The 23149-nt window shown below is 73.3% G+C and carries 18 protein-coding genes; 12 read left to right on the top strand and 6 right to left on the bottom strand.

The genetic code is table 11. The features are described from left to right. Positions 1-33: 33 nt before the first annotated feature. On the bottom strand, positions 34-2286 hold the full coding sequence (locus LZG04_RS36075; RefSeq protein WP_233825679.1) for a rhamnogalacturonan lyase: 2253 nt from the start codon (positions 2284-2286) through the stop codon (positions 34-36). A gap of 180 nt (positions 2287-2466) precedes the next feature. Between LZG04_RS36075 and LZG04_RS36070 the strand changes: the two genes are divergently transcribed. From LZG04_RS36070 to LZG04_RS36025, 10 genes are all read left to right on the top strand, one after another. Further along, positions 2467-3753 carry an ABC transporter substrate-binding protein gene (locus LZG04_RS36070; RefSeq protein ID WP_233825677.1) on the top strand — a complete coding sequence of 429 codons (1287 nt, stop codon included), beginning with the start codon at positions 2467-2469 and terminating at the stop codon, positions 3751-3753. 2 nt (positions 3754-3755) lie between these two features. Continuing rightward, on the top strand, positions 3756-4712 hold the full coding sequence (locus tag LZG04_RS36065; RefSeq protein ID WP_233825675.1) for a carbohydrate ABC transporter permease: 957 nt from the start codon (positions 3756-3758) through the stop codon (positions 4710-4712). Then, positions 4709-5572 (top strand): carbohydrate ABC transporter permease, encoded by an 864-nt coding sequence (locus LZG04_RS36060; RefSeq protein ID WP_233825673.1) that lies wholly within the window; start codon positions 4709-4711, stop codon positions 5570-5572. The genes LZG04_RS36065 and LZG04_RS36060 overlap by 4 nt, the downstream gene beginning before the upstream one ends. After that, on the top strand, positions 5569-6105 hold the full coding sequence (locus tag LZG04_RS36055) for a hypothetical protein (RefSeq protein ID WP_233825671.1): 537 nt from the start codon (positions 5569-5571) through the stop codon (positions 6103-6105). Before LZG04_RS36060 ends, LZG04_RS36055 begins: the two co-directional genes overlap by 4 nt. Then, on the top strand, positions 6102-7925 hold the full coding sequence (locus LZG04_RS36050; protein ID WP_233825669.1) for a DUF6807 family protein: 1824 nt from the start codon (positions 6102-6104) through the stop codon (positions 7923-7925). The genes LZG04_RS36055 and LZG04_RS36050 overlap by 4 nt, the downstream gene beginning before the upstream one ends. Positions 7926-8012: 87 nt before the next feature. Then, a complete protein-coding gene (locus LZG04_RS36045) occupies positions 8013-8333 on the top strand; it encodes an L-rhamnose mutarotase (RefSeq protein WP_233825666.1) in 321 nt (106 codons plus the stop codon). Between the two features lie 54 nt (positions 8334-8387). Further along, positions 8388-9536 carry an L-rhamnose isomerase gene (gene rhaI / locus LZG04_RS36040; protein ID WP_233825898.1) on the top strand — a complete coding sequence of 383 codons (1149 nt, stop codon included), beginning with the start codon at positions 8388-8390 and terminating at the stop codon, positions 9534-9536. A gap of 23 nt (positions 9537-9559) precedes the next feature. Next, positions 9560-11584: a bifunctional aldolase/short-chain dehydrogenase gene (locus tag LZG04_RS36035; protein WP_233825664.1), complete on the top strand. Its 2025-nt coding sequence runs from the start codon at positions 9560-9562 to the stop codon at positions 11582-11584. A gap of 140 nt (positions 11585-11724) precedes the next feature. Further along, complete coding sequence (locus LZG04_RS36030; RefSeq protein ID WP_233825662.1) at positions 11725-12765, top strand: LacI family DNA-binding transcriptional regulator; 1041 nt, start codon at positions 11725-11727, stop codon at positions 12763-12765. A gap of 121 nt (positions 12766-12886) precedes the next feature. Further along, positions 12887-13024, top strand: a complete 138-nt coding sequence (locus LZG04_RS36025; RefSeq protein WP_233825660.1) for a hypothetical protein — start codon at positions 12887-12889, stop codon at positions 13022-13024. Here LZG04_RS36025 and surE read toward each other — a convergent pair. The 5 genes from surE to LZG04_RS36000 form a co-directional block, all read right to left on the bottom strand. Beyond that, positions 13021-13761, bottom strand: a complete 741-nt coding sequence (gene surE / locus LZG04_RS36020; RefSeq protein WP_233825658.1) for a 5'/3'-nucleotidase SurE — start codon at positions 13759-13761, stop codon at positions 13021-13023. The genes LZG04_RS36025 and surE overlap by 4 nt on opposite strands. Beyond that, positions 13758-14678, bottom strand: coding sequence for a PfkB family carbohydrate kinase (locus tag LZG04_RS36015; RefSeq protein WP_233825656.1), 921 nt, complete (start codon positions 14676-14678; stop codon positions 13758-13760). Before LZG04_RS36015 ends, surE begins: the two co-directional genes overlap by 4 nt. A 50-nt stretch (positions 14679-14728) precedes the next feature. After that, positions 14729-16000, bottom strand: coding sequence for a M1 family metallopeptidase (locus LZG04_RS36010; RefSeq protein WP_233825653.1), 1272 nt, complete (start codon positions 15998-16000; stop codon positions 14729-14731). After that, complete coding sequence (locus tag LZG04_RS36005) at positions 15997-19785, bottom strand: Pls/PosA family non-ribosomal peptide synthetase (protein WP_233825651.1); 3789 nt, start codon at positions 19783-19785, stop codon at positions 15997-15999. The genes LZG04_RS36010 and LZG04_RS36005 overlap by 4 nt, the downstream gene beginning before the upstream one ends. Positions 19786-19935: 150 nt before the next feature. After that, entirely contained in the window at positions 19936-20982 is a 1047-nt protein-coding gene (locus LZG04_RS36000; protein ID WP_233825896.1) for an LLM class flavin-dependent oxidoreductase, read from the bottom strand. Positions 20983-21054: 72 nt separating this feature from the next. Here LZG04_RS36000 and LZG04_RS35995 point away from each other — a divergent pair, with 72 nt between their 5' ends. Then, a complete protein-coding gene (locus tag LZG04_RS35995; protein WP_233825649.1) occupies positions 21055-21516 on the top strand; it encodes a MarR family winged helix-turn-helix transcriptional regulator in 462 nt (153 codons plus the stop codon). Between the two features lie 328 nt (positions 21517-21844). After that, positions 21845-23086 (top strand): cytochrome P450, encoded by a 1242-nt coding sequence (locus LZG04_RS42815; RefSeq protein ID WP_233825647.1) that lies wholly within the window; start codon positions 21845-21847, stop codon positions 23084-23086. Positions 23087-23149: the final 63 nt, after the last annotated feature.

Genomic DNA, 23149 nt, shown 5'->3' with positions numbered 1-23149 from the left:
GTGCGGCGCGGGCCGGGGCACAACGGACGCGACCTAACGCGGCACCTTCGCCCAGTCCACGTCCGAGGCCAGGTAGAAGCTCGGGTACGCGGGCTGGTTGTAGGCCGTCTGCTGCCGGGCCACGTCCACCCGGTACTGCGGGTCGTGCATCAACGTGTAGAGCTTGTGGCCGGTGACCTCCGTGCTCAGGTAGATGCGCAACGCCGAGCTGTCCGCCGTGCGCACCAGCAGCTCCTCGCGCCAGTCGCCCAGCACGTCGGCCACCAGCGACGGGTTGCCCTTGGTGTGGTTGTTGGTCAGCGTGCCCTCGGCGGTCAGCAGCGTGCCCCGCCGCCAGTCCTTGATCGTCGGCGTCACGTCGACCGCGCCGTCCACGATCTGCGTGGTCAGGTCGGCCGCCCACCGGATGCTCGCGTTCGTGCCCGGGATCGCCGTCGACAGCGGGCGCCCGTCCGCCGACCACAGGCCCGCGGCGTCCGTGCCGCCCGGCAGCGACGCCCAGGTCTCCAGCCCCGGCTGGTCCGGCAGCACGTCGCCGACCATGCCGCGCCCGGTGTCCCGACCGGTGTACCCGCCGTAGATCACCTCGCCCGTGGCCGCGTCACGCAGCGCGTAGCCGTACGGCGCCGACGTCGCGCCCTCGTGCACCATGTAGATCTCCAGGCCCGGCCGGGCCGGGTCGACGTCGGTCACGTGCAGGGCGTCGCCGTGCCCGAGCCGCGCCACCGCGCCGGGGCTCGCGCTGCCCGGCGGCAGCACCCCCGACGAGTGGTAGAGCACCGAGCCGTCGTGGTCGAGGGTCGACGCGCCGTAGACGATCTCCTGCTTGCCGTCGCCGTCCACGTCCGCCGCGCTCAACGAGTGCGCGCCCTGCGTGGCCAGACCGCCGTGCGTCGGCGACGTGCCGTCCTTGCCGTGCACCGAGGAGTTGAACGGGTTGCTCATCGGCACCCAGCCGCTGTCCACGAACCAGTCCTTGACCAGCTTGCGGCCGTTCCACCGGTACGCGGCCAGCGTCGTGCGGGTGTAGTAGCCGCGGGCGAAGATCGCCGACGGCCGCTTGCCGTCCAGGTACGCCACACCGGCCAGGAACCGGTCCACCCGGTTGCCCGGCTCGATCCGCGAGTACGCGTAGTCGCCCCACATCAGCCCGTCGTCGTGCCGCCCCGGCTCGTACCGCACCGTCTCCAGCTCGCGACCGGACCTGCCGTCGAACACGGTCAGGTACTCCGGACCGTCCACGATGAACCCGGCGAAGGCGCGCAGGGCGTTGCGGCTGCTGCGAGCCGGCGCGTACACGTCGACGAAGTGGTCGGCCAACGCCCGCGCGTCCGCGTCGGACAGCGGGTAGCTGTAGCGCGGCTCGATGCCGAACGCCTGCTCCAACGTGGCCGGCCACCGACCCGCCACCACCTCCGGGTGCGCGTGCCAGCCCCGGAACATCTCCACCACGTGCTCGTAGTAGCCCGCCGGGCTGAGCCGGTAGTCGTCGCTGTGCGAGTACCCCGCCCGCACGTCCTCGCGCGGCATCGTCACGTACCGCTCGGACACCGCGTTCCCGCGCCGGTCGTAGGTCGTCACCTTGGTGCCGGGCGCGGTCTTCATCATCATCTCCGACCGGCCGTCGCCGTCGAAGTCGTAGACCAGGAACTGCGTGTAGTGCGCGCCGGAGCGGATGTTCACACCCAGGTCGACGCGGTGCAGCAGGGTGCCGTCGAACCGGTAGGTGTCGATGTAGGTCGGGCCGGTGTAGCCCACCTGGGACACGTCCTTGGAGTTCGACGGATCCCACTTCACCACGTACTCGTAGCTGCCGTCGCCGTCCACGTCGCCGACGCTGACGTCGTTGGCCCGGTACGTGTACGCCTCGCCGGCCGGCGTGACGCCGTCGGCGGGCTTGCGCAGCGGCAGGTCGTAGGACCCGCCCGCCCACGGCGACACGGGCCGGCTCTGCTCGCCCTGCCGACCGCGGACCACCGGGGCCACCCGGTACTCCGAGCCGCCCTCGGGGTCGAGGAAGTTGGTGCTGTCGGTGACCGTCGCGATGCGGCGGCCGTCGCGGTAGACGGCGAACGCCGGGCCGGCCAGGCCGGTGGCGGTGTGGCCGGTGACCTCGTGGCGCAGCAGCCGCCAACTCAGGAACACCCCGTTGTCGGTGCGCGCGGCGACGAGGCCGCGGTCGAGGTGCTCCAGCCGCGGGCCGTCGGGCTTGGCCGAGGCCGGGGCCGTGCTCAGGACTAGCGCTAGTGCCGCCAGGACGGCGGGCAGTGGTCGGACGCGGGTCATCGGCTGCCTCCAAGGAGCGCGACGGTGCGCGAGGTGCGTGACGACGCCACACGATGAACCGTTTCAACGCGAAAGGCAAGAGTGGACGGTGGTGGAGTCGCGGCGGCGAAAGGCGAGTCTTGACGACGTGATGGGGCTCACCTACGTTGGTTGAACCGATTCAATCGAGGGGTGAGGGTGATGGGACGAGTGTCTCGCCGCGGCGCGGCCGGCCTGCTGGTCGGGCTGTTGTCGCTGACCGCGGCGCTGTCCGGCTGCGGCGCCGAGTCGGCCGACGGTCCGGTGACGCTGCGGTTCGTCTGGTGGGGCAACGAGGACCGCGCCAAGGCGACCAGGGCCGCGGTCGAGGAGTTCCAGAAGCGCAACCCCGACATCAAGGTGGAGACGGAGTACAGCGGCTACGACGCGTACTTCCAGAAGCTGTCCACGCAGGTCGCGGGCGGCGCCGGGCCGGACCTGCTCCAGCTGGACCGGGCCACGGTGGGCGAGTACGCGGGCCGCAAGGTGCTGGCCGACCTCGGCGAGCACACGGGCAAGGATCTCGAGCTCGACAAGATCCCGGCGAACCTGCTGGAGGGCGGCAAGGTCGACGGCAGGCAGTACGCCGTGGCGGCCGGCGCGACCACCCAGATGTTGATCTTCGACCCGACGCACTTCGAGGCCGCGGGCGTGACGGTCCCGACCGCGCCGGGCGAGAAGTGGACGTGGGCGCAGTTCGCCGAGGCGATGGGCAAGGTCGGGGCGGCCGGTCAGGTCGCGGGCACCACGGACTTCGGCTGGGCCGTCGACTGGTTCGAGGTGTGGCTGCACCAGCACGGCAAGTCGCTCTACACCCCCGACGGCAAGCTCGGCTTCACCGCCGACGAGCTGGCCGAGTACTGGGCGATGATCGGCACGATGCGGGCCGGCAAGGGCGTCTCGCCCGCCGAGGTGACCACCAAGATGGACGGCTCGGTGCAGAACTCCGGCATCGTGACCAGGCAGGCCGCCTCCGAGATCGGCTACGACTCGGCCGTCACCGGCTACTTCGGCGCGTTCGGGCCCAACCTCGAGCTCGCGCCCCTGCCCAGTGACGTGGCCGAGAGCGGCATGGCCGCCATGCCGCCGGTGTCGTTCGCGGTGTCGCAGCGGTCCAAGCACAAGGCCGCCGCGGTGAAGCTGCTCGACTTCCTGGTCAACGACCCCGAGGCGGGCAGGCTGCTCGGCGCGTCGCGCGGCGTGCCGCCGAACGAGGAGATCCGCGCGCAGGTGTGCTCGTCGGCCGAGGGCGGCAGCAAGGCCGTCTGCGACTACGAGGTGGCGCAACGGGACAAGATCGGCCCGGCGTTCGGCGCCTGGCCCACCGGGTCGTCGGCCATCAAGCGCGACTTCCAGCGCACCTACGACGACGTGATCTTCAACCGGGTGAGCGTCGCGGACGCCGCCAAGCGCGTGGTCCAGGACGCCGAGCAGTCGTTGGGGTCCTGAGCATGACCCAGTCCGTGCTCAGCCGGCCCGAGGTCGACGCCCCGCCGCCGCCGCCGACCGCCCGCGGTGGTCGCCGACGGCGGGGCCAGGGCGTGGCGTACCTGTTCCTGTCGCCGTGGATCGTCGGCGCGGCGCTGCTGACCATCGGCCCGATGGTGGCGTCGCTGTACCTGTCGTTCACCGACTACGACCTGTTCGAGGCGCCCACGTGGATCGGCGTCGAGAACTACGTCACCATGTTCACCGGTGACGAGCGGTTCTGGCACGCGGCGTGGACCACGACCAAGTACGTGCTGATCTCGGTGCCGCTCAAGCTCGGCCTCGCGCTCGCGGTGGCGATGCTGCTCAACCGGGCGCGCAAGGGCGTGGGCCTGTACCGGTCGGCGTTCTACGCGCCGTCGCTGCTGGGCGCGAGCGTGAGCGTGGCGCTGGCGTGGCGGGCGATGTTCTCCACGGACGGCACGGTCGACCGGGTGCTGTCCTCGATCGGCCTGGACCTCGGCGGCTGGGTCGACCAGCCGCAGTACGCGCTGCTCACCCTGGTGGCGCTGGCCGCGTGGCAGTTTGGCGCGCCGATGGTGATCTTCCTGGCCGGGCTGAAGCAGGTGCCGCGCGAGCTGTACGAGGCGGCGGCCATCGACGGTGCCGGACCGGCGCGCCGGTTCCTCAGCGTCACGCTGCCGATGCTGTCCCCGGTGATCCTGTTCAACCTGGTGCTGGAGACCATCCACGCGTTCCAGGCGTTCACCGGCGCGTTCGTGGTGAGCAGCGGCCGCGGCGGTCCCAGCGACTCGACCCTGCTCTACCCGCTGTACCTGTACCAGCGCGGGTTCACCGACTTCCGGATGGGTTACGCCTCGGCCATGGCCTGGGTGCTGCTGGCCGTGGTCGCGATCCTGACCGCGCTGGTGTTCCGCAGCGCCCGGCGCTGGGTGTTCTACGCGGGCGAGGACCGATGAGCACGGTGTCGACCGCGGCCAGGAGGCCGATCGCGCCGGGCCGGGTGGTGTGGCACGTCGTGGTGATCGGCGTGCTGCTGGTGCTGCTGTACCCGGTGATCTGGCTGGTGTCCACGTCGTTCAAGCCCGCGACGGAGGTCATCTCGACCCTCGCGCTGCTGCCGCGCGACCCGACCGGCGAGAACTACGCCGAGGTGTTCGACGGCGTCGGCGAGTTCGGCGTGCTGCACTACTTCTGGAACTCGCTGGCGATCTCGGTGGGCGCGGTGATCGGCAACGTGCTGTCCTGCTCGCTGGCGGCCTACGCGTTCGGCCGGCTGCACTTCCGCGGCCGCGGGCCCATGTTCGGGTTCATGATGATCACCATCATGCTGCCGCAGCACGTGGTGCTGATCCCGCAGTACGTCATCTTCCAGCAGATGGACATGGTGAACACCTTCTGGCCGCTGGTGCTGCCGAAGTTCCTGGCCACGGACGCGTTCTTCGTCTTCCTGATGGTGCAGTTCATCCGGTCGCTGCCGCGCGAGCTGGACGAGGCGGCCACGCTGGACGGCTGCGGGCCGGTGGGCGTGTTCCGGCACGTGATCCTGCCGCTGCTGCGGCCCGCGCTCATCACCACCGCGATCTTCACGTTCATCTGGACGTGGAACGACTTCTTCAGCCAGTTGATCTACCTCAACGACCCGGAGAAGTTCACCCTGCCGCTGGCCCTGCAACTGTTCATCGACCAGGCCACGCAGTCCGCGTTCGGCCCGATGTTCGCCATGTCGGTGCTCGCGCTGCTGCCGATCGGCCTGTTCTTCCTGGCCTTCCAGCGCTTCCTCGTGGACGGCGTGGCGACCTCCGGGATCAAGGGGTGAGCGCCTGGGCGCGACCCTTGGCGCTGGTGGCCGAGGTGCTGCTGATCGGGGTGCTGGTGACCGTGGCGGCGCTGCCGGTGCTGACCGCGCTGCCCGCCGCGGCGGCGGGGGCCGTGCTGCTGCGCGAGCTGGTGGACGGCGGCCGCACGCCGACCGCCCGGCGGTTCGTCGCCCTGGTCGGCCAGGCGGTGCGCGACCCGCTCGCGGCGGTGCTGCCGGCGGTGGTGCTCGCGGTCGGCGCGCTGGACGTGCTGGCGCTGATGGGCGGCCTGCCCGGGGCGTCGGTGCTGGGTCCGGTGATCGGGGCTGGGCTGGCCGCGGTGGTGCTGGTGCTGCTGCGCACGGCCGCGCGGTGGTCGCCGGGAGACCGGTGGGCCGTGCTGCTGGGCGAGCCGTCGCGCGACTGGGCCGGGTACGCGTACCTGGTGGTCGCGCTGGCGGTGGCCGGTCTGGTGGTGGCGCAGGCACCGGCGTTCGCCGTGGTCGTGCCCGGCCTGCTGGTGTTCGCCGCGGTCGCGGTGGAGCGCCGGTGACGCCGCGGGTCGTGCTGGCCGGCGCGTCCGGCTACGGGCGGCTGTACCTGCGCGAGCTGGTCGCGCTGGAAGCCGAGGGGCTGGTCCGGCTCACCGGCGTGTGCGAGGTGAACCCGCTCGACGGCGAGGCGCGCCGGCTCATCGGCGGCCGGCCGGTGTCCGCCGACCTGTCCGAGCTGGTGCGGGGCGCGGACATCGGGATCGTGTCCACGCCCCTGCACACGCACGTGCCGTTGGCGCACCAGGTGCTGGACGCTGGCGCGCACCTGCTGCTGGAGAAGCCGCCCACGCCGACGTTGGCCGACTGGCACGAGCTGCTCGACCGGTCCGCGGGCCGGGTGGTCCAGGTCGGGTTCCAGAGCCTCGGCTCGCCGGCGACCCACCGGTTGGCCGAGCTGATGCGCTCGGGCGCGCTGGGGGAGGTGCGGGGGATCGGCGTGCGCGGCACGTGGTCGCGCGACGACGCCTACTACACCCGCGCGCCCTGGGCCGGCCGCCGCGCGCTCGACGGCGTGCCCGTGGTCGACGGCGCGCTGACCAACCCGTTCGCGCACGGTGTGGCGACCGCGTTGGCGCTGGACGGCAGCACGGGCGTGGACGACGTGCACGACATCGAGCTGGAGCTGCTGCGCGCCCGCGACATCGAGGCCGACGACACCTCGTGCCTGCGGCTGCGCACCCGCAACGGCACGGTCGTCGTGGTCGCGGTCACGCTGTGCGCCGAGGTCGTCCGGGAGCCGGTCATCGTCGTGCACGGCAGCCTCAGGCGCGCCGAGCTCCACTACACCGAGCACCGGCTGGTGCTCGACGGCGTCGAGGAGCGCTACCGGCACGTCTCGCCGCTGCGCAACCTGCTGTGCCACCTGGCCGACCCGGCCGTGCCGCTGCACGCGCCGCTGGCCGCGACCGGGGCGTTCACCCGGGTGCTGGAAGCGGTGCGCACCGCGCCCGACCCGGCGCCGATCGACCCCGCGTGGCTGCGCCGCAACGGCAAGCGGGTGGACGTCGACGGCGTCGACCACGTGGTGGCCAGGGCGGCCGAGCACCTGCGCACGTTCGCCGAGCTGGACGTGCCGTGGTCGCCGCTGGGCGGTGTGGCCCGGCACGGCTGGGACGACGTGCGGCTGCCGCTGGTCGTGCCGCGGCCGGCGCTGCACCCGGTGCGCACGCTCGGCGGGGTCGTGGTCACCGGCGAGCACCCCGACGACCACCCGTGGCACCGGGGGATCGGCCTGGCCCTGCCCGACGTCAACGGGGTCAACCTCTGGGGCGGGCGCAACTACGTGCCCGGCCGGGGGTACGTGCCCGGTGAGCTGGGCCGCGTCGAGGAGACCGGGCCGGGCGAGCTGGCCTGGTGCGACTCGGCGGGCGAGGTGCTGCTGCGGGAACGCCGGCGCGTGCGGCGGCGGATGGTCGTCGACGGCTGGGAGCTGGAGTGGCGCAGCGTGCTCACCGCCGAGGGCCACGTGGTGCTGCACAGCCCCGGCAGCAAGGGGCGGGAAGGCGCGGGCTACGGCGGCTGGTTCTGGCGGCTGCCCGAGCTCGACCCGCTGTCCGTGCGCGTCTACAGCCCCAACGGCGCGGGCGAGGAGGAGGTCAACGGCCGGACCGCGCCCTGGCTCGCGGTCGTGGTCGCCGATCCCGCGCGCCCGTGGACGGCCGTGGTGTCCGGTCCGACCGACCCGTGGTTCGTGCGGGTCGGCCGGTACCAGGGGATCGGGTCGGCGCTCGCCTGGGACGAGCCGCTCGTGCTCGAGCCGGGGCAGGAGCGGGAGGTCGCGGTGCGGGTGGCGTTCTACGACGGCGTGCGCCCGCCGTGAGGGCCGCGGGTAGTCCAGACCATTGACAAGCGTTGTGGGACAACCATAGTTTCGCTGTGAAACGTTTCATTTTCTCCGGAGGTCGGCGTGCGACGTGTCTGCTTCCTGCTGCGGGTCCGCCCGGAGCGGATGGACGAGTACCGGGAGCGGCACCGCGAGGTGTGGCCGCAGATGCGCGAGGCGCTGCGGGAGACCGGGTGGGGCAACTACAGCCTGTTCCTGGCCGACGACGGGTTGCTCGTGGGCTACCTCGAGACCCCGGACTGGGACGCCGCCCAGCGGGGCATGCGCGACCGCGAGGTGAACGACCGGTGGCAGGCCGAGATGGCCGAGTTCTTCACCGCGCTGGACGGCAGGCAGCCCGACGAGGCCATGAGGCCGCTGACCGAGGTCTTCCACCTCGACTGAGCAGGTAAGGAGTCCGAAGTGGACACCAACACAGGAGCACCCGGGTCGGGTGGCGTGGCCGAGGCCCTGGCCGGGCAGCGGATCGAGCTGCCGTCGTGGGCGTTCGGCAACTCCGGCACCCGGTTCAAGGTGTTCGCCCAACGCGGTGTGCCGCGCACGCCGCACGAGAAGGTCGCCGACGCGGCCACCGTGCACCGGTTCACCGGCGTGGCGCCGTCGGTGGCGCTGCACATCCCGTGGGACGCGGTGCCCGACTACGCCGAGCTGGCCGGGTTCGCGCGCGACCAGGGCGTGTCGATCGGCACGATCAACGCCAACGTGTTCCAGGACGACGCCTACGTGCTGGGCAGCGTGTGCTCGCCCGACCCGGCGGTGCGGCGCAAGGCGGTCGACCACCTGTTGCAGTGCGTCGACATCATGGACGCCACGGGGTCGCGCGACCTCAAGCTGTGGTTCGCCGACGGCACGAACTACCCCGGTCAGGACAGCATCCGCGCCCGCCAGGACCGGCTCGCCGAGGCCCTGCGCGAGACCTACGACCGGCTCGGGCCCGACCAGCGGATCCTGCTGGAGTACAAGCTGTTCGAGCCCGCGTTCTACACCACCGACGTACCGGACTGGGGCACGGCGTACGCGCACTGCCTGGAACTGGGGGAGAAGGCGCAGGTCGTGGTCGACACCGGCCACCACGCGCCCGGCACCAACATCGAGTTCATCGTCGCGGTGCTGCTGCGCGCGGGCAGGCTGGGCGGGTTCGACTTCAACTCCCGCTTCTACGCCGACGACGACCTGATGGTCGGCTCGGCGGACCCGTTCCAGCTGTTCCGGATCATGGTCGAGGTGGTGCACGGCGGCGCGCTCGCGGCCGACTCCGGGGTGGCGTTCATGCTCGACCAGTGCCACAACATCGAGCCGAAGATTCCCGGCCAGATCCGGTCGGTGATGAACGTGCAGGAGGCCACCGCGAAGGCGCTGCTGGTCGACCGCGAGGCGTTGACCGCCGCGCAGCGGGCCGGTGACGTGCTGGGCGCGAACGCCGTGCTGATGGACGCCTTCAACACCGACGTGCGGCCGCTGGTGGCGTCCGTGCGGGAGGGCATGGGGCTGGACCCGGACCCGATGGGCGCCTACGCCCGGTCGGGGTACGGCGAGCGGATCGTGGCGGAACGGGTGGGCGGCGAGCAGGCGGGATGGGGCGCGTGACCCTCGACGGAGGAGACGATCGGGTGAACGACCAGGTGCAGGCACTGTTGGCCCGCTCGCACGAGCTGGGCGCGGACCCCGCGACCACGAACTACGCGGGCGGCAACACCTCGGCCAAGGGCGTGGGGACCGATCCGGTCACCGGCGAGCCGGTCGAGCTGCTGTGGGTGAAGGGCTCCGGCGGCGACCTGGGCACGTTGACCGAGCGGGGCCTGGCCGTGCTGCGGCTGGACCGGCTGCGCGCCCTGGTCGACGTCTACCCCGGCGTGGACCGGGAGGACGAGATGGTGGCGGCCTTCGACTACTGCCTGCACGGCAAGGGCGGCGCCGCGCCGTCGATCGACACCGCCATGCACGGCCTGGTGGAGGCCGCGCACGTCGACCACCTGCACCCCGACGCCGGCATCGCGCTGGCCGCCGCGGCGGACGGTGAGGCGTTGACGAAGGAGGTGTTCGGCGACCGGGTGCTGTGGGTGCCGTGGCGGCGTCCCGGGTTCCAGCTGGGCCTGGACATCGCCGCGATCGCCCGCGAGCACCCGCGGGCGATCGGCGTGATCCTCGGCGGGCACGGCATCACCGCCTGGGGCGCCACCTCGGCGCAGTGCCAGGAGCGGTCGCGGGAGATCATCCGGCGGGCCACCGAGTTCCTGGCCGCGCGCGGCAGGCCCGACCCGTTCGGGGCGAAGCTGCACGACCCGCTGCCGGTCGCCGAACGGCGCGCGCGTGCCGCCGCGCTGGCGCCGTTGCTGCGCGGCCTGGCCTCGACCGACCGGCCCCAGGTCGGCCACTTCACCGACGCCGACGTGGTGCTGGACTTCCTGGCCCACGCCGAGCACCCGAGGCTGGCCGCGCTGGGCACGTCGTGCCCGGACCACTTCCTGCGCACCAAGGTCCGCCCGATGGTGCTCGACCTGCCGCCGACCGCGCCGCTGGACGAGGTGGCGGCCCGGCTGCGCGAGCTGCACGCGGCCTACCGCGAGGACTACCGCGCCTACTACGAGCGGCACGCGTCGCCGGACTCGCCGCCGATGCGCGGCGCGGACCCGGCCGTCGTGCTGGTGCCCGGCGTGGGCATGTTCTCCTACGGCAAGGACAAGCAGACCGCGCGGGTGGCGGGCGAGTTCTACGTCAACGCGATCAACGTGATGCGCGGCGCGGAGTCGGTGTCGCGGTACGCGCCGATCGACGAGGCGGAGAAGTTCCGCATCGAGTACTGGGCGCTGGAGGAGGCCAAGCTCCGGCGCATGCCCGCGCCCAGGCCGCTGGCCACCCGGGTCGCCCTGGTCACGGGCGCGGGCTCGGGCATCGGCAGGGCCATCGCGCTGCGGCTGGCCGCCGAGGGCGCGTGCGTGGTCGTGGCGGACGTGGACGCCGACGCGGCGCGGGCCGTGGCCGACGAGCTCGGCCCGGACACGGCGGTGGCCGCGATCGCGGACGTGACCGACGAGGCCGCGGTCGCGGCGGCGGTCGACGAGGCGTGCCTGGCGTTCGGCGGCGTGGACCTGGTGGTCAACAACGCCGGTCTGTCGATCTCCAAGCCGCTGCTCCAGACCACGACCCGCGACTGGGACCTCCAGCACGACGTGATGGCGCGCGGGTCGTTCCTGGTGGCGAAGGCGGCCGCGAAGGCGATGATCGAGCAGGGGATGGGCGGCGACATCGTCTACATCGCCTCGAAGAACGCCGTCTTCGCCGGGCCGAACAACGTCGCCTACGGCGCGGCCAAGGCCGACCAGGCGCACCAGGTCCGGCTGCTGGCCGCCGAACTGGGCGAGCACGGCATCCGGGTCAACGGGGTCAACCCCGACGGCGTGGTGCGGGGCTCGGGGATCTTCGCCGGAGGGTGGGGCGCCCAGCGCGCGGCGGTGTACGGGGTGCCGGAGGACGAGCTGGGCGCGTTCTACGCCAAGCGGACGCTGCTCAAGCGGGAGGTGCTGCCCGAGCACGTGGCCAACGCGGTGTTCGCCCTCACGGCCGGGGAGTTGTCCCACACGACCGGCGCGCACATCCCCGTGGACGCGGGCGTGGCCGCGGCGTTCCTGCGGTGAGCCCGGCCGCGACGGGGGGGTGAAACGTTTTAACCCGCGCCTCGGCGGGCTAGGATCGCAGGTGGTGTCGTGCCGGATCGGGAGCGGTACCGGCCGATAGAGTCCCTTCCTCCACACCTTCAGTCCGCCGAGGAGGCGCGGTGGTTGCACCGGTGAGCATCCGCGACGTGGCCACGCGCGCGAAGGTGTCCGTCGGCACGGTGTCCAACGTGCTGAACCGTCCCGAGGTCGTCGCGCCGGCGACCCGGGACCGGGTCATGGGCGCGATCGAGGAGCTGGGCTTCGTCCGCAACGACGCGGCGCGGCAACTGCGGTCGGGCACGCCGCGCGCGATCGGGCTCGTCGTGCTGGACGTGGGCAACCCGTTCTTCACCGACGTCGCCCGCGGTGTGGAGGACACCGCGAGCGAGGCCGGGCACGCGGTGATCCTGTGCAACAGCGACGAGTCGTCGCAGCGCGAGGCGCGGCACGTGGAGCTGCTGGCCGAGCAGCGGGTGCACGGCGTGCTGATCACGCCCGTGGACACGGACCTGGCCGCGGTGCGCAGGCTGCGCGACCGCGGCATGTCCGTGGTGCTGCTCGACCACCCGACCACCGACCCGGACCTGTGCGCGGTGGCCGTGGACGACCGGGCGGGCGGCGAGCTCGCCGTGACGCACCTGCTGGCCGAGGGCTACGAGCGGATCGTGATGGTCAACGGGCCGTCCCGCATCCACCAGGCCCGCCAGCGGCACGACGGCGCGGTCGACGCGGTGCGCAAGGCGGGCCGGGACGAGGGCGTGCTGGAGGAGCTGGAGGTGCCGGCGCTCAACGTGGCGTCCGGGCAGCGCGCGGCCGAGCAGCTGCTGGCGCGCTCGACCCGCCCGGACGCGGTGTTCTGCGCCAACGACCTGCTCGCGCTCGGCGTGCTGCAGGTGCTGGTGCGGGCGGGTGTCCGGGTGCCGGAGGACATCGCCATCGTCGGGTACGACGACATCGACTTCGCCGCCGCGGCGGCCGTGCCGCTGACCTCGGTGCGCCAGCCCCGCCAGTTGATCGGCCGCACGGCCGCCGAGCTGGTGATCGCGGAGACGATGACGCCCGCCGAGCACGAGCACCGGCACGTGCTGTTCGCGCCGGAGCTGGTGGTGCGCGAGTCGAGCCGCCGGGTGCAGCGCCCCCGCCGGCGCGGTCGCGGTTGACCCTCTCCGGCCGCCGTCGCCCGGCCCGTGGCCTGTCTCACTCCGGGTGGGCATTAGGCCGTTCGGGGTGTGAATCGCCCGAACGGTGGGTACCTGTCCGGGGATCGAGGGAGGTCACACCATGGGCAAGCACCGACTGGGCCAGTCCGACGGACGGCAGTGGGGTGGTCCGGACCTGGTCACCGGCGCGGAGGACGCGCTGGGCCGGTCCGACGTCGAGCCGTCCGAGCCCGCGGCGGAGCGCGGGGAGGACGACTAGAACTCCAGGTCCGGGTCCTCGGTGACCGGGCGCAGCGGGGTGACGGTCGGCAGCCCTTCGGCCAGCAGCGCCGCGTCGGTGCCGGGTGACAGGCCTTCCTCGACGACGACGGCGGCGAGGCTGATGGTGCCGTCGTCGCTGTCCTTGATCCTGGTCCGCACCTGGCCGAACTCGGCGAGCCCGGCCCGTTCCGGTTCGCCGACCTCGGCCAGGTTGGGCACGTTCAGGTTGAGCACCGACCCGGCGGGCAGGGCCGCGACCCGGTCGAACAGGGTCGCGGCGACCGCGACGGCGGTGTCCCAGTGGTGCGGCACGGCGGGGTCGAGCCCCACGTCCAGGGACACCGCCAGGGCGCGGGCGCCGTTGATGGCGGCGGTGAGGGCCGCGCCGACGGTGCCGGAGTGCAGCACGGCGCGGCCGACGTTCGCGCCCCGGTTCACGCCGGACAGCACGACGTCCGGCGGGTCGCCGAACGCGCCCTGGGACGCGACGAGCGCGATGAACGCGGGGTGCGCGGCGACCGCGTAGCCGGGCACATCGGACAGTCCGGGCAGCTCGCGCCGCTCGACCTCGACGCGCCGGTCGTCCTCGGCGGCGGTCAGGCCCGCGCTCGTGCCGCTGGACTCGCGCGCGGGCGCGGCGACCACGGTCGTCCAGCCGTGTGCCACCGCGGCCCGCGCGAGGGCCGTGAGCCCCGGCGAGTCGATGCCGTCGTCGTTGGTGACGAGCACCCTCATGCGTCCTCCCATGGCCGCAGCCGCACCCGGTCGACCAGGTCGCGGACCACGTGACCGCTGCCGGTGCCGAGCCCGTGCCGCGTCACGTTGACCGCGCCCGCCGCCGCGCCCAGCTTCAACGCCTCCTCCAAAGACTTGCCCAGGGCGAGCCCGGCGGCCAGCCCGGCGGTCATGGAGTCGCCGCCGCCGCGCGTGTCGACCGGGCTCAGCTCGGGCGCCTCCACCAGGTGCAACGTGCCGTCGAGCCAGGCCAGCGTCTCCTCCGCGGCCCGCGACACCACGACCGCGCTCGCGCCGCACTCGGCGATCTTGCGGCAGCCGTCGACCAGGTCGGGCAGGGCGTCGGACGCGGCGAGCCCGTCGGACACCAGCTCCTCGTGGCTGACCTTCACCACTTCGGGCCCGCCGGCGAGCGCGGCGGCGAGCCGGTCGCCGGACAGGTCCACGACCACGCGGCAGCCGTTGCCGCCGAGGTCCTTGGCGAGCCGCTCGTAGACGGTGTCGGGCACGGGCACGTCCTCGGCGGCGGGTCCGCTGAGCACGGCCACGCCCGCCGCGAGCGCCTCGACCAGCGTCAGCTCGTACAGGTCGTCCAGCTCGTGGCGGGACAACGCGTCGGCCGGCATCCGCACGAGCTGGTCACGTCCGCCGTCCCGCCGGTCGTGCACGTACCCGCCGTTGCGGGCGGCGACGTCGCGCGCCTTCAGCTCGACGCCGATCAGGTGCCGCAGCACCTGGCCGGTCTCGCCGCCCAACGCCGAGCACAGCACCACCTCCGCACCCAGCGACTCGATCATGCGCGAGATCCACACGCCTTGACCTCCGGCGTGGATGTGGATGTCGGGCGTACCGTCCAGCTCTTCCACCGTGACCGTCAACTCTGGTGACGGCGCGAACACCGCTACTCGACCGGGCATAACGGACATTTACCCGTTATGTCGTGATCGAATCACCTCATGGAGTGTCATCACATCGGGGGTAGGGCGGGTTCGGCGAGCCAGGCGCGGAAGAACGCGGTCAGCGGCTCCGGGCAGTGCCGCCGGGCCAGGGCCACGAAGTCGCCGGTGGTCGCGGTGCCGTGCCGGTGGTGGTCGGTCCACTCCCGCAGCACGGCGAAGAACGCCGCGTCGCCCAGGCGCGTCCGCAGGCCGTGCAGGGTCAGCGCGCCCCGCTGGTAGACGCGGTCGTCGAACAGGTTCGCCACGCCCGGGTCGCCGATCCGCAGGTCCTGCGGCGACCGGGCCAGCCGCGCGTGCGCCCGTCCGGCGTGCGCCGAGGCGGAAGGACCGCCGGACCGCTCTGACCACAGCCACTCCGCGTAGCAGGCGAAGCCCTCGTTCAGCCAGATGTCGCGCCAGTCGGCGAGGCCGACGCTGTTGCCGAACCACTGGTGCGCCAGCTCGTGCGCGACCAGCCGCTCGTGCCCCCGCCGCCCATCCACGTGGTTGGCCCCGAACACCGACATGCCCTGCGCCTCGACCGGCACCTCGAGCTCGTCGTCGGTCACCACGACCTGGTAGACCCGGAACGGGTAGGGCCCGAACAGCTCCTCGAACACCTCCATCATCCGCGGCTGGCGGGCGAAGTCGTACCGGGTCGCGCGCACCAGCCGCGCGGGCGCGGCCACGTCCTGCCCCGCGGCCAGCGGCACCCGCTCGTACCGCCCGACCTGCACCGAGGCCAGGTAGGTCGCCATCGGCTCGGCCTGCTCGTAGACCCACGTGGTGCTGCTGCCGCCGGTGCGCCGCTCGACCGGCACCCCGTTGGCCAGCACCGCGTACGGCGTCGGCGCGGTGACCGCGATCCGGTAGGCCGCCTTGTCCCGCACCAGGTCGTTGCACGGGAACCAGGACGGCGCGCCGATCGGCTGGCTCGCCACCAGCGCGCCGTCGGTCAGCTGGTCCCAGCCCAGCTCGCCCCAGTGCCGGGAGCGCACCGGGCGGGCCACGCCGGAGTACCGCACCTCGACGGTGAACGGGCCGTCCACCGGCCGGGCGGGGCGCACGCGCAGCTTGCCGCCGCCGTGGACGTGCCGGGCGGGCCGGCCGTCGACCAGCACCCGGTTCACGGTCAGCGGGCCGAAGTCCAGCACCACGCGGGTCAGCGGCCCGGCGGCCACGGCGGACAGCGTCGCCCGCCCGGCCAGCCGGGTGGTGTGCGGCTTGTAGTCCAGCTCCAGGTCGTAGTGCCCGACCCGATAGCCGCCGTCGCCGTGGTCGGGCAGGTACGGGCCGGTCATCGCCAGGCGGAGATCGGGTTGCCCAGCCAGCGCGTGCCGTCGGGCACGTGCTCGCCGCGCATCACCAACGACGCCGGGCCCACCGTCGCGTGCGCGCCGACCGTCGCGCCCGGCAGCACGATCCCGTGCGGTCCGAGCGTCGCCCCGGCCGCCAACCCCACCTGGTCCATGCGCAGGATCCGATCATGGAACAGGTGGGTCTGCACCACGCACCCCCGGTTCACCGTCGCCCCGTCGCCCAGCCGCACCAGGTCCGACTCGGGGAACCAGTACGACTCGACCCACGTGCCGCGCCCGATCCGCGCGCCCAGCGACCGCAGCCACGCCGCCATCACCGGCGACCCGCCCGCCCGGCCGACCAGCCACGGCACGGCCAACACCTCGACGAACGTGTCGGCCAGCTCGTTGCGCCACACGAACCCGCTCCACAGCGGGTGCTCCCGCGCCCGGAACCGGCCCACCAGCAGCCACTTCGCCGCCGCGGACACCGCGCACGCCAGCACACCCGCCGCGAGCAGCACCGGCCCGGCGAGCCACGGGCCCACCGCCCGGATCGCGAACAGCACGCCGACCACCAGCGCCACGTGGCACATCACCGGCACGACCCGGCACAGCTCGACCAGCGCGCGAGCCACGACCAGCCGCCGCGGCGGGTCGAACGTGCGGCTCTGGTCGCCCCGCTCCGCCGCGCGCGGCAGCCTCATCGGCGGCATGCCCAGGTACGAACTGCCCGCCTTGGCGCGCTTCGGCGTCGCCGACAGCACCCCGACCAGACCCCGGTTCGGCACCGAGCGGCCCGGCGCGGTCATGCCCGAGTTGCCCAGGAACGCGCGCTTGCCGACCCGGGCCGCGGCGATGCGCAGCCACCCGCCGCCCAGCTCGTAGGAGGCGACCATGGTGTCGTCGGCCAGGAACGCGCCGTCGCCGATCGTGGTCATCTTCGGCAGCGCGAGCACGGTCGAGGCCTCGACCCGGCGACCGACCCGCATCCCCAGCGCCCGCAGCCACACCGGCGTGAACAGGCTCGCGTACAGCGGGAACAACGCCACCCTGGCGGTGTCCATCAGCCGTTCCGTGGTCCACGCCTGCCACGCCACCCGGCTGTGCACCGGGTACGTCCCGGCCCGCAGCCCGATCCCGAGCAGCCGCACGGACACCAGCACCAGCAGCGCGTAGGAGCCCAGCCACGCCACCGTCGCCACCGGCACGGCCAGCAACGCCGACCCGAGGGTCAGCGGCTCGCGCACGACCAGCAGCACGGGCGCCACGGCCGCCGCCACCGGCAGCAGGCCCAACGCCGACGTGGTCACCGCGTAGACCAGCTTCCACCACCACGAACGCGGCGGACGCGGACCCGGCCGGCCCGCCTTGCCGTCGCGCTGCGCCGGCACACCGGCCCACCGCTGGCCCGTCGGCACCGAGCCGACCACGCCCGACCCGGGCGCCACCTCCGCCCGCTTGCCGACCCGCGCACCGGGGAACAGGGTGCTGCGCGCGCCGACGACCGCGCCGGCCCCGACCCGGATGCGGCCCACGTGCAGCCGGTCGCCGTCCACCCAGTGCCCGGACAGGTCCACCTCCGGCTCGACCGCGCAGCCCTTGCCGAGCTTGAGCATGCCGGTCACCGGCGGCGCGGAGTGCAGGTCCACGTCGGAGGCGACCTTCGCGCCCAACGCGCGGGCGTAGTGCGTGAGCCACGACCCGGCCAGGTTCGTCGCACCGCTGAACGCGGCCAGCCGCTCGGCGGTCCACAGCCTCAAATGCACGCCACCGCCACGCGGGTACGTGCCGGGACGCAGGCCGCGCAGCAGCAGCCGCGCGCCACCCGCCGCGATCGCCACCCGGCCGGGTGGGCTGACGAACGCCAGCCACCCGGCCGCGATCCACCACCACGACACGGGCGTGGTGAAGCCGACGACGTTGCCGACCGCGGCCAGCGCCACCGACCACCGCAGGCCGACCAGCCCCATCAGCGGGACGAGCAGCAACGACTGGGCCACCCCGGCGCGGCGCGGCGTCGGCGCGACCTCGCGCGTGACGCCGTGGTGGCCGCCCAGGTCGTCCAGCCGCGCCGCCAACGCGCGCAGCGTCGGGTGCTGGTAGACGTCGTTGACCGAACCGCTGGGGTAGCGGGTCCGGATCGTGGTGACCAGCCGCGCCGCGGCGAGGCTGCCACCGCCGTGGGCGAAGAAGTCCGCGTCCCGCGCACCGACCCGCGTGCCCAGCAGCCGCGACCACTGCTCGGCCAGCCACCGCTCGGTGCCGGTCAGGTCGTCGACGGGCTCGGCCGCGTCCAGCGACGGCAGCGGCCACGGCAGCGCGGCCCGGTCCACCTTGCCGGACGTGCGGGTGGGCAGGGTGTCCACGGTGGCCAGCAGCGGCACGAGCGCCGCGGGCAGCGCGGCCCGCAGCCGGGCCGTCGCGGCGGCCTGGTCGAAGCCCCCGCCCACGACCACGTACCCGACCAGCACCTGGTTGCCCGCCTTGGTGGTGCGCACCGCGGCGGCCGCGCCGGCGACGTCGGGCAGCGCCTGCAACGCCGCGTCCACCTCGCCCAGCTCGATCCGCCGCCCGCCCAGCTTCACCTGCTCGTCCGCCCGGCCCAGGAACACCAGGCCCTCGGGCTCGGCACGGACCAGGTCACCGCTGCGGTAGGCGCGGTCCCAGCCCACCGCGGGCAGCGGCGCGAACTTCTCGGCGTCCTTGACCGGGTCGAGGTAGCGGGCCAGCCCGACCCCGCCGATCACCAGCTCACCCGAGCCGCCCATCGGGACGGGTGCGCCGGCCGCGTCGACCACGGCCAGCTCCCAGCCGTCCAGCGGCAACCCGATCCGCACCGGGCCGACGCCGGTCAACCGCGCCGCGCACGCCACCACGGTCGCCTCGGTCGGGCCGTAGGTGTTCCACACCTCGCGGCCCTCGACCGCGAGCCGCTCGGCCAGCTCCGGCGGGCACGCCTCACCGCCGAAGATGAGCAGCCGCACGTCGTCCAACGCGTCCACCGGCCACAGCGCGGCCAGCGTCGGCACCGTGGACACGACCGTGACCTCCCGCTCGACCAGCCACGGGCCGAGGTCGAACCCGGTGCGCACCAGCGCCCGCGGCGCGGGGACCAGGCACGCGCCGTTGCGCCAGGCCAGCCACATCTCCTCGCAGGACGCGTCGAACGCCACCGACAGGCCCGCCAGCACCCGGTCGTCCGGGCCGATCGGGTCGTCCGGGAGGAACAGCCGCGCCTCGGCGTCCACGAACGCGGCGGCGGACCGGTGCGAGACCGCGACACCCTTCGGCTTGCCCGTCGAGCCGGACGTGAAGATGATCCACGCGTCGTCGTCCGGACCGGGACCGCCGCCCAGGCCCAGGGGCGTGCCACGCGGCTCCAGCCGGTCGCCGACGACCGCGCACACCCCGGCCTCGGTGAACACCAGGTCGGCGCGCTCGTCCGGGTCGTCGGCGTCGACGGGCACGTACGCGGCGCCCGCGGTGAGCACGGCCAGCACCGCGAGGTAGAGGTCGACGGTGCCGGACGGCACGCGGACCCCGACCCGGTCACCGACACCGATGCCCGCCTCGGCCAGCGCGCGCGACCGCGCCGCGACCTCGTCGAGGAGCTCGCGATAGGTCAACGAGGTCGTGCCGTCGTCCAGGGCGGGGGAGTCCGGGTGCCGGCGCGCGGTGTCGGCCAGCACGTCGACCAGGGTGCGGGCGGGCGCGGCGGCGCCGGCGCGGAACAGCGCCGGCGTGTCGGTCAGCGTGGGGAACGCGGTGTCGGGGGCGATGGTCACCGACTGGCACCGGGGGTACGAAGTCGCACTGTGAAGTCCTCCAAGAAAAACGCCGACCTGCGACTTTACCGGGGATTCACCTGCGCGTCGCGGCCACGTGACCACGAGTGGGTGGTGTCACATCATGTAACACCACCGATTCCTGGCCGATCAGTCCACAGTGGAGTGGCCGAGTTCCTTGTCCACCAACGGCATCACCTCGGTGCCCAGCAGCTCGATCGCCTCCATGACGAGGTGGTGCGGCACACCCGACCAGTCCATCTGCATCGCGTAGCGGTCGGCGTTCACCAGCCCGCCCACCGAGATCAGGCGTTCCGCCACCTCCTGCGGGCTGCCCGCGAAGATCGACCGCGCACCCCGCGTCCACGCGTCGTACTCCGCCCGCGACGGCACGGGCCAGCCGCGCGCCCGCGCGCCGTACTTCATCGTCTCCAGCCAGTACGGGTGAAACGCTTCCTTGGCGTCCTGCGACCGCCGTGCGATCAGACCGATCGCGCTCATCGTCACGTTCAGGCCCTCGGGCGCCTGCCCGCCCGCCTCGCCCGCGCGCCGGTACAGGTCGACCAGCGGCGCGAACCGCTCCGGCTCCCCGCCGATGACCGCGTACACCACCGGCAACCCCAGCAGCCCCGCGCGGATCGACGACTCCGGGTTGCCGCCGGTGCCCACGGAGATCCGCAGCCGCTCACCGTACGGTCGCGGGTGGACGTGCGCGTTGTCCAGCGGGGCCCGGAACCGGCCAGACCACGTGATCGGGTCCTCCCGGTCCAGTCGCAGCAACAACGCGAGCTTCTCCTCGAACAGCTCGTCGTAGTCCTCCAGGCTCGCGCCGAACAACGGGAACGACTCGGTGAACGAGCCGCGCCCGGCCAGCAGCTCCGCCCGGCCCCGGCTGAGCTGGTCGAGCGTGGTGAACTGCTGGTACACCCGCACCGGATCCTCGGTGCTGAGCACCGTGACCGCGCTGCTCAACGTGATGCGCGACGTGACGCTCGCGGCGGCGGCCAGCACCGTGCCGGGGTTGGAGATCGAGTAGTCGGCCAGGTGGTGCTCGCCCAGCCCGTAGAACCCCAGCCCCAGCTCGTCGGCCAGCTTGATCCGCTCCAGCGTCTGCGCGAGCTTGTCGGCCACCGACACCTGCTCACCCGTGATCGGGTCGCGGTGCCGGTCGCCGAAGCTGTAGACGCCGAGCTGCATTCCCTTTGAGGACACGTCAACAATCTAGTACGCGCATTGATGACACGTCAACAAATTGCTAGCGTGGCCCCCATGGACGAACCCCGGTGGCTCGACGAGCGGGAGGCACGCGTGTGGCAGGCCTACCTGGCGGTCAACCGCGAGCTGCACAGCGCGTTGGAGCGGCAGCTCGTGCGCGACTCGGGGCTGTCCAACGCCGACTACGCCCTGCTCGTGCCGCTGTCGGAAGCCCCGGACGGCGTCGTGCGGTCGCGTGACCTGGGCGCGACGGTCGGCTGGGAGCGCAGCAGGCTCTCCCACCAGATCGGGCGGATGGAGAAGCGCGGCCTGGTCGTGCGAGAGGAGTGCGCGGAGGACGCGCGCGGCTCCATGGTGCGGCTCACCGCCGCCGGACGTGCCGCGATCGAGTCCGCCGCGCCCGGTCACGTGGCGACCGTGCGGCGATACCTGTTCGACGGCCTGTCGACCGAAGAGGCGGCCGTGCTCGACCGCGTGTTCCACCGGGTGCTCGACCGGATCACCCACGACACCTGACCCGCCGGCAATGGGATGAGGGGCCGCGCGGGGTGCGGCCCCTCCCCGCCCCCCGGGACGCCGGACGGCGGCCTACCCGCCTGACCCGCCCGGTGAGTGTCCGGCCGTCGGGGTGCCGGACACCGCCAGCGTCCCGCACCCGCGCGCGACCCCGCATCGGCAAACCTCCGTACACACCTCCGTATCCACGGTGACGTCACCGCGTACGCCGATCTCCGTACGTCGTCACCCGGATTACGGAGAGCGGTGGATGCGCGGCGTGCGACGTTCACACGAAGGTGGACGCCGCACCACCCGATCGCACCAGCCCACACCACGAGGAGACCACGTGCCGCTCGCCGCCGAGTTCGCCCCGGACCGACAGGCCCTCGTCGGCGGCCCCCTGCGCGGCTGGCAACACCACGCCCACGAGGACGCGCTGGCCCGCCTCGGCCCCGTCCACCACGCCGAACTGCCCAACGGCCTCGAAGTCCTCGTCACCACCATGGGGTTGGCGGCGACCCGCGCCCTGCTCGCCGACGACCGGCTGGCCAAGGACGCGGCCGGGCTGCGCGCCGCGATGCAGGACCAGTTGGCGCGCAAGGGACGGCCGACCGACCTGTCGCGCGTCATCGGCCCGTCCATGCTCAACACCGACCCGCCGCACCACCGCAAACTGCGCGCGCTCGTGTCACAGGCGTTCACCCCGCGCCGCGTCAACGCGCTGAAAGAGGCGGTGGAGAAGACCGCGCGGGAACTGGTCGCCGCCCTGCCGGACGACGCCGACCTGATCGACGGCCTGGCCTTCCCGCTGCCGTTGGCGGTGATCTGCGACCTGCTCGGCGTGCCCGCCGAAGACCGTCACCAACTGCACCGCTGGACGACGGCGATGATGACCGAACGGCCGGAACTCGTGGTGCCCGCGTCGGACGCGATGGTCGGCTACCTGGCCGGGCTGATCGAGTACAAGCGGGACCAACCGGACGACGCGTTGCTCAGCGGGTTGGTGCGGGCGCGGGTCGACGGGGAGCGGTTGAGCCCGGAGGAGCTGCTCACCACGGCGATCCTGCTGGTGGTCGCGGGGCACGAGACGACGACCGGGTTGATCGGGAACGCTGCCGTGGCGCTGCTGTCCACACCGGGTGCGTGGGAAGCGCTGGACGAGGAGACGGTGGGTGCGGCGGTGGAGGAAACCGCCCGCTGGGACCCGCCGGTGCGCGTGACACCGCACTACCGGGCGAAGGAGGACATCGAGGTGTCGGAAGGGGCCATCCCGGCGGGAGCGGTCGTGATGATCGGGCTCGGGACGGCCGGGCGTGACCCGGAGGTGCACGGGCCGACGGCGGGCGTGTTCGACCCGTGGCGGGTGCCGGTGGGTGGCAACGCGGCGTTGGGGCACGCGACATTCGGGCACGGGGTGCATTACTGCTTGGGGCACCACTTGGCGCGGATCGAGGCGCGGGCGGCGTTGCTGGCTTTGCGGGAGCGCGCGCCGGGGGCGCGGTTGGCGGTGGAGGCGGGGGAGTTGCAGCGCGGGGACAAGGTGGTGACGAACACGTTCGCGGCGGTGGGTGTGATGTTGGAGGGGTGAGGTTGTGAGGGATGGGTTGGGTGTAGTCGGGGGTTGGGTCCGGCTCGATTTGACATGGGGCCC

It is taken from the genome of Saccharothrix sp. S26 (assembly GCF_021390395.1).
In the GTDB taxonomy this organism is placed as follows: domain Bacteria; phylum Actinomycetota; class Actinomycetes; order Mycobacteriales; family Pseudonocardiaceae; genus Actinosynnema.
The sequence above is the reverse complement of the archived record's forward strand: the minus strand, read 5'-3'. Positions and strand labels throughout refer to the sequence as shown.

Bases quoted from the DNA above. Each gene is read 5' to 3' on its own strand.
- LZG04_RS36075 (WP_233825679.1), bottom strand. From the start codon at position 2,286: ATGACCCGCGTCCGACCACTGCCCGCCGTCCTGGCGGCACTAGCGCTA.
- LZG04_RS36070 (WP_233825677.1), top strand. From the start codon at position 2,467: ATGGGACGAGTGTCTCGCCGCGGCGCGGCCGGCCTGCTGGTCGGGCTG.
- LZG04_RS36065 (WP_233825675.1), top strand. From the start codon at position 3,756: ATGACCCAGTCCGTGCTCAGCCGGCCCGAGGTCGACGCCCCGCCGCCG.
- LZG04_RS36060 (WP_233825673.1), top strand. From the start codon at position 4,709: ATGAGCACGGTGTCGACCGCGGCCAGGAGGCCGATCGCGCCGGGCCGG.
- LZG04_RS36025 (WP_233825660.1), top strand. From the start codon at position 12,887: ATGGGCAAGCACCGACTGGGCCAGTCCGACGGACGGCAGTGGGGTGGT.
- surE (WP_233825658.1), bottom strand. From the start codon at position 13,761: ATGAGGGTGCTCGTCACCAACGACGACGGCATCGACTCGCCGGGGCTC.
- LZG04_RS36015 (WP_233825656.1), bottom strand. From the start codon at position 14,678: ATGCCCGGTCGAGTAGCGGTGTTCGCGCCGTCACCAGAGTTGACGGTC.
- LZG04_RS36010 (WP_233825653.1), bottom strand. From the start codon at position 16,000: ATGACCGGCCCGTACCTGCCCGACCACGGCGACGGCGGCTATCGGGTC.
- LZG04_RS36000 (WP_233825896.1), bottom strand. From the start codon at position 20,982: ATGCAGCTCGGCGTCTACAGCTTCGGCGACCGGCACCGCGACCCGATC.
- LZG04_RS35995 (WP_233825649.1), top strand. From the start codon at position 21,055: ATGGACGAACCCCGGTGGCTCGACGAGCGGGAGGCACGCGTGTGGCAG.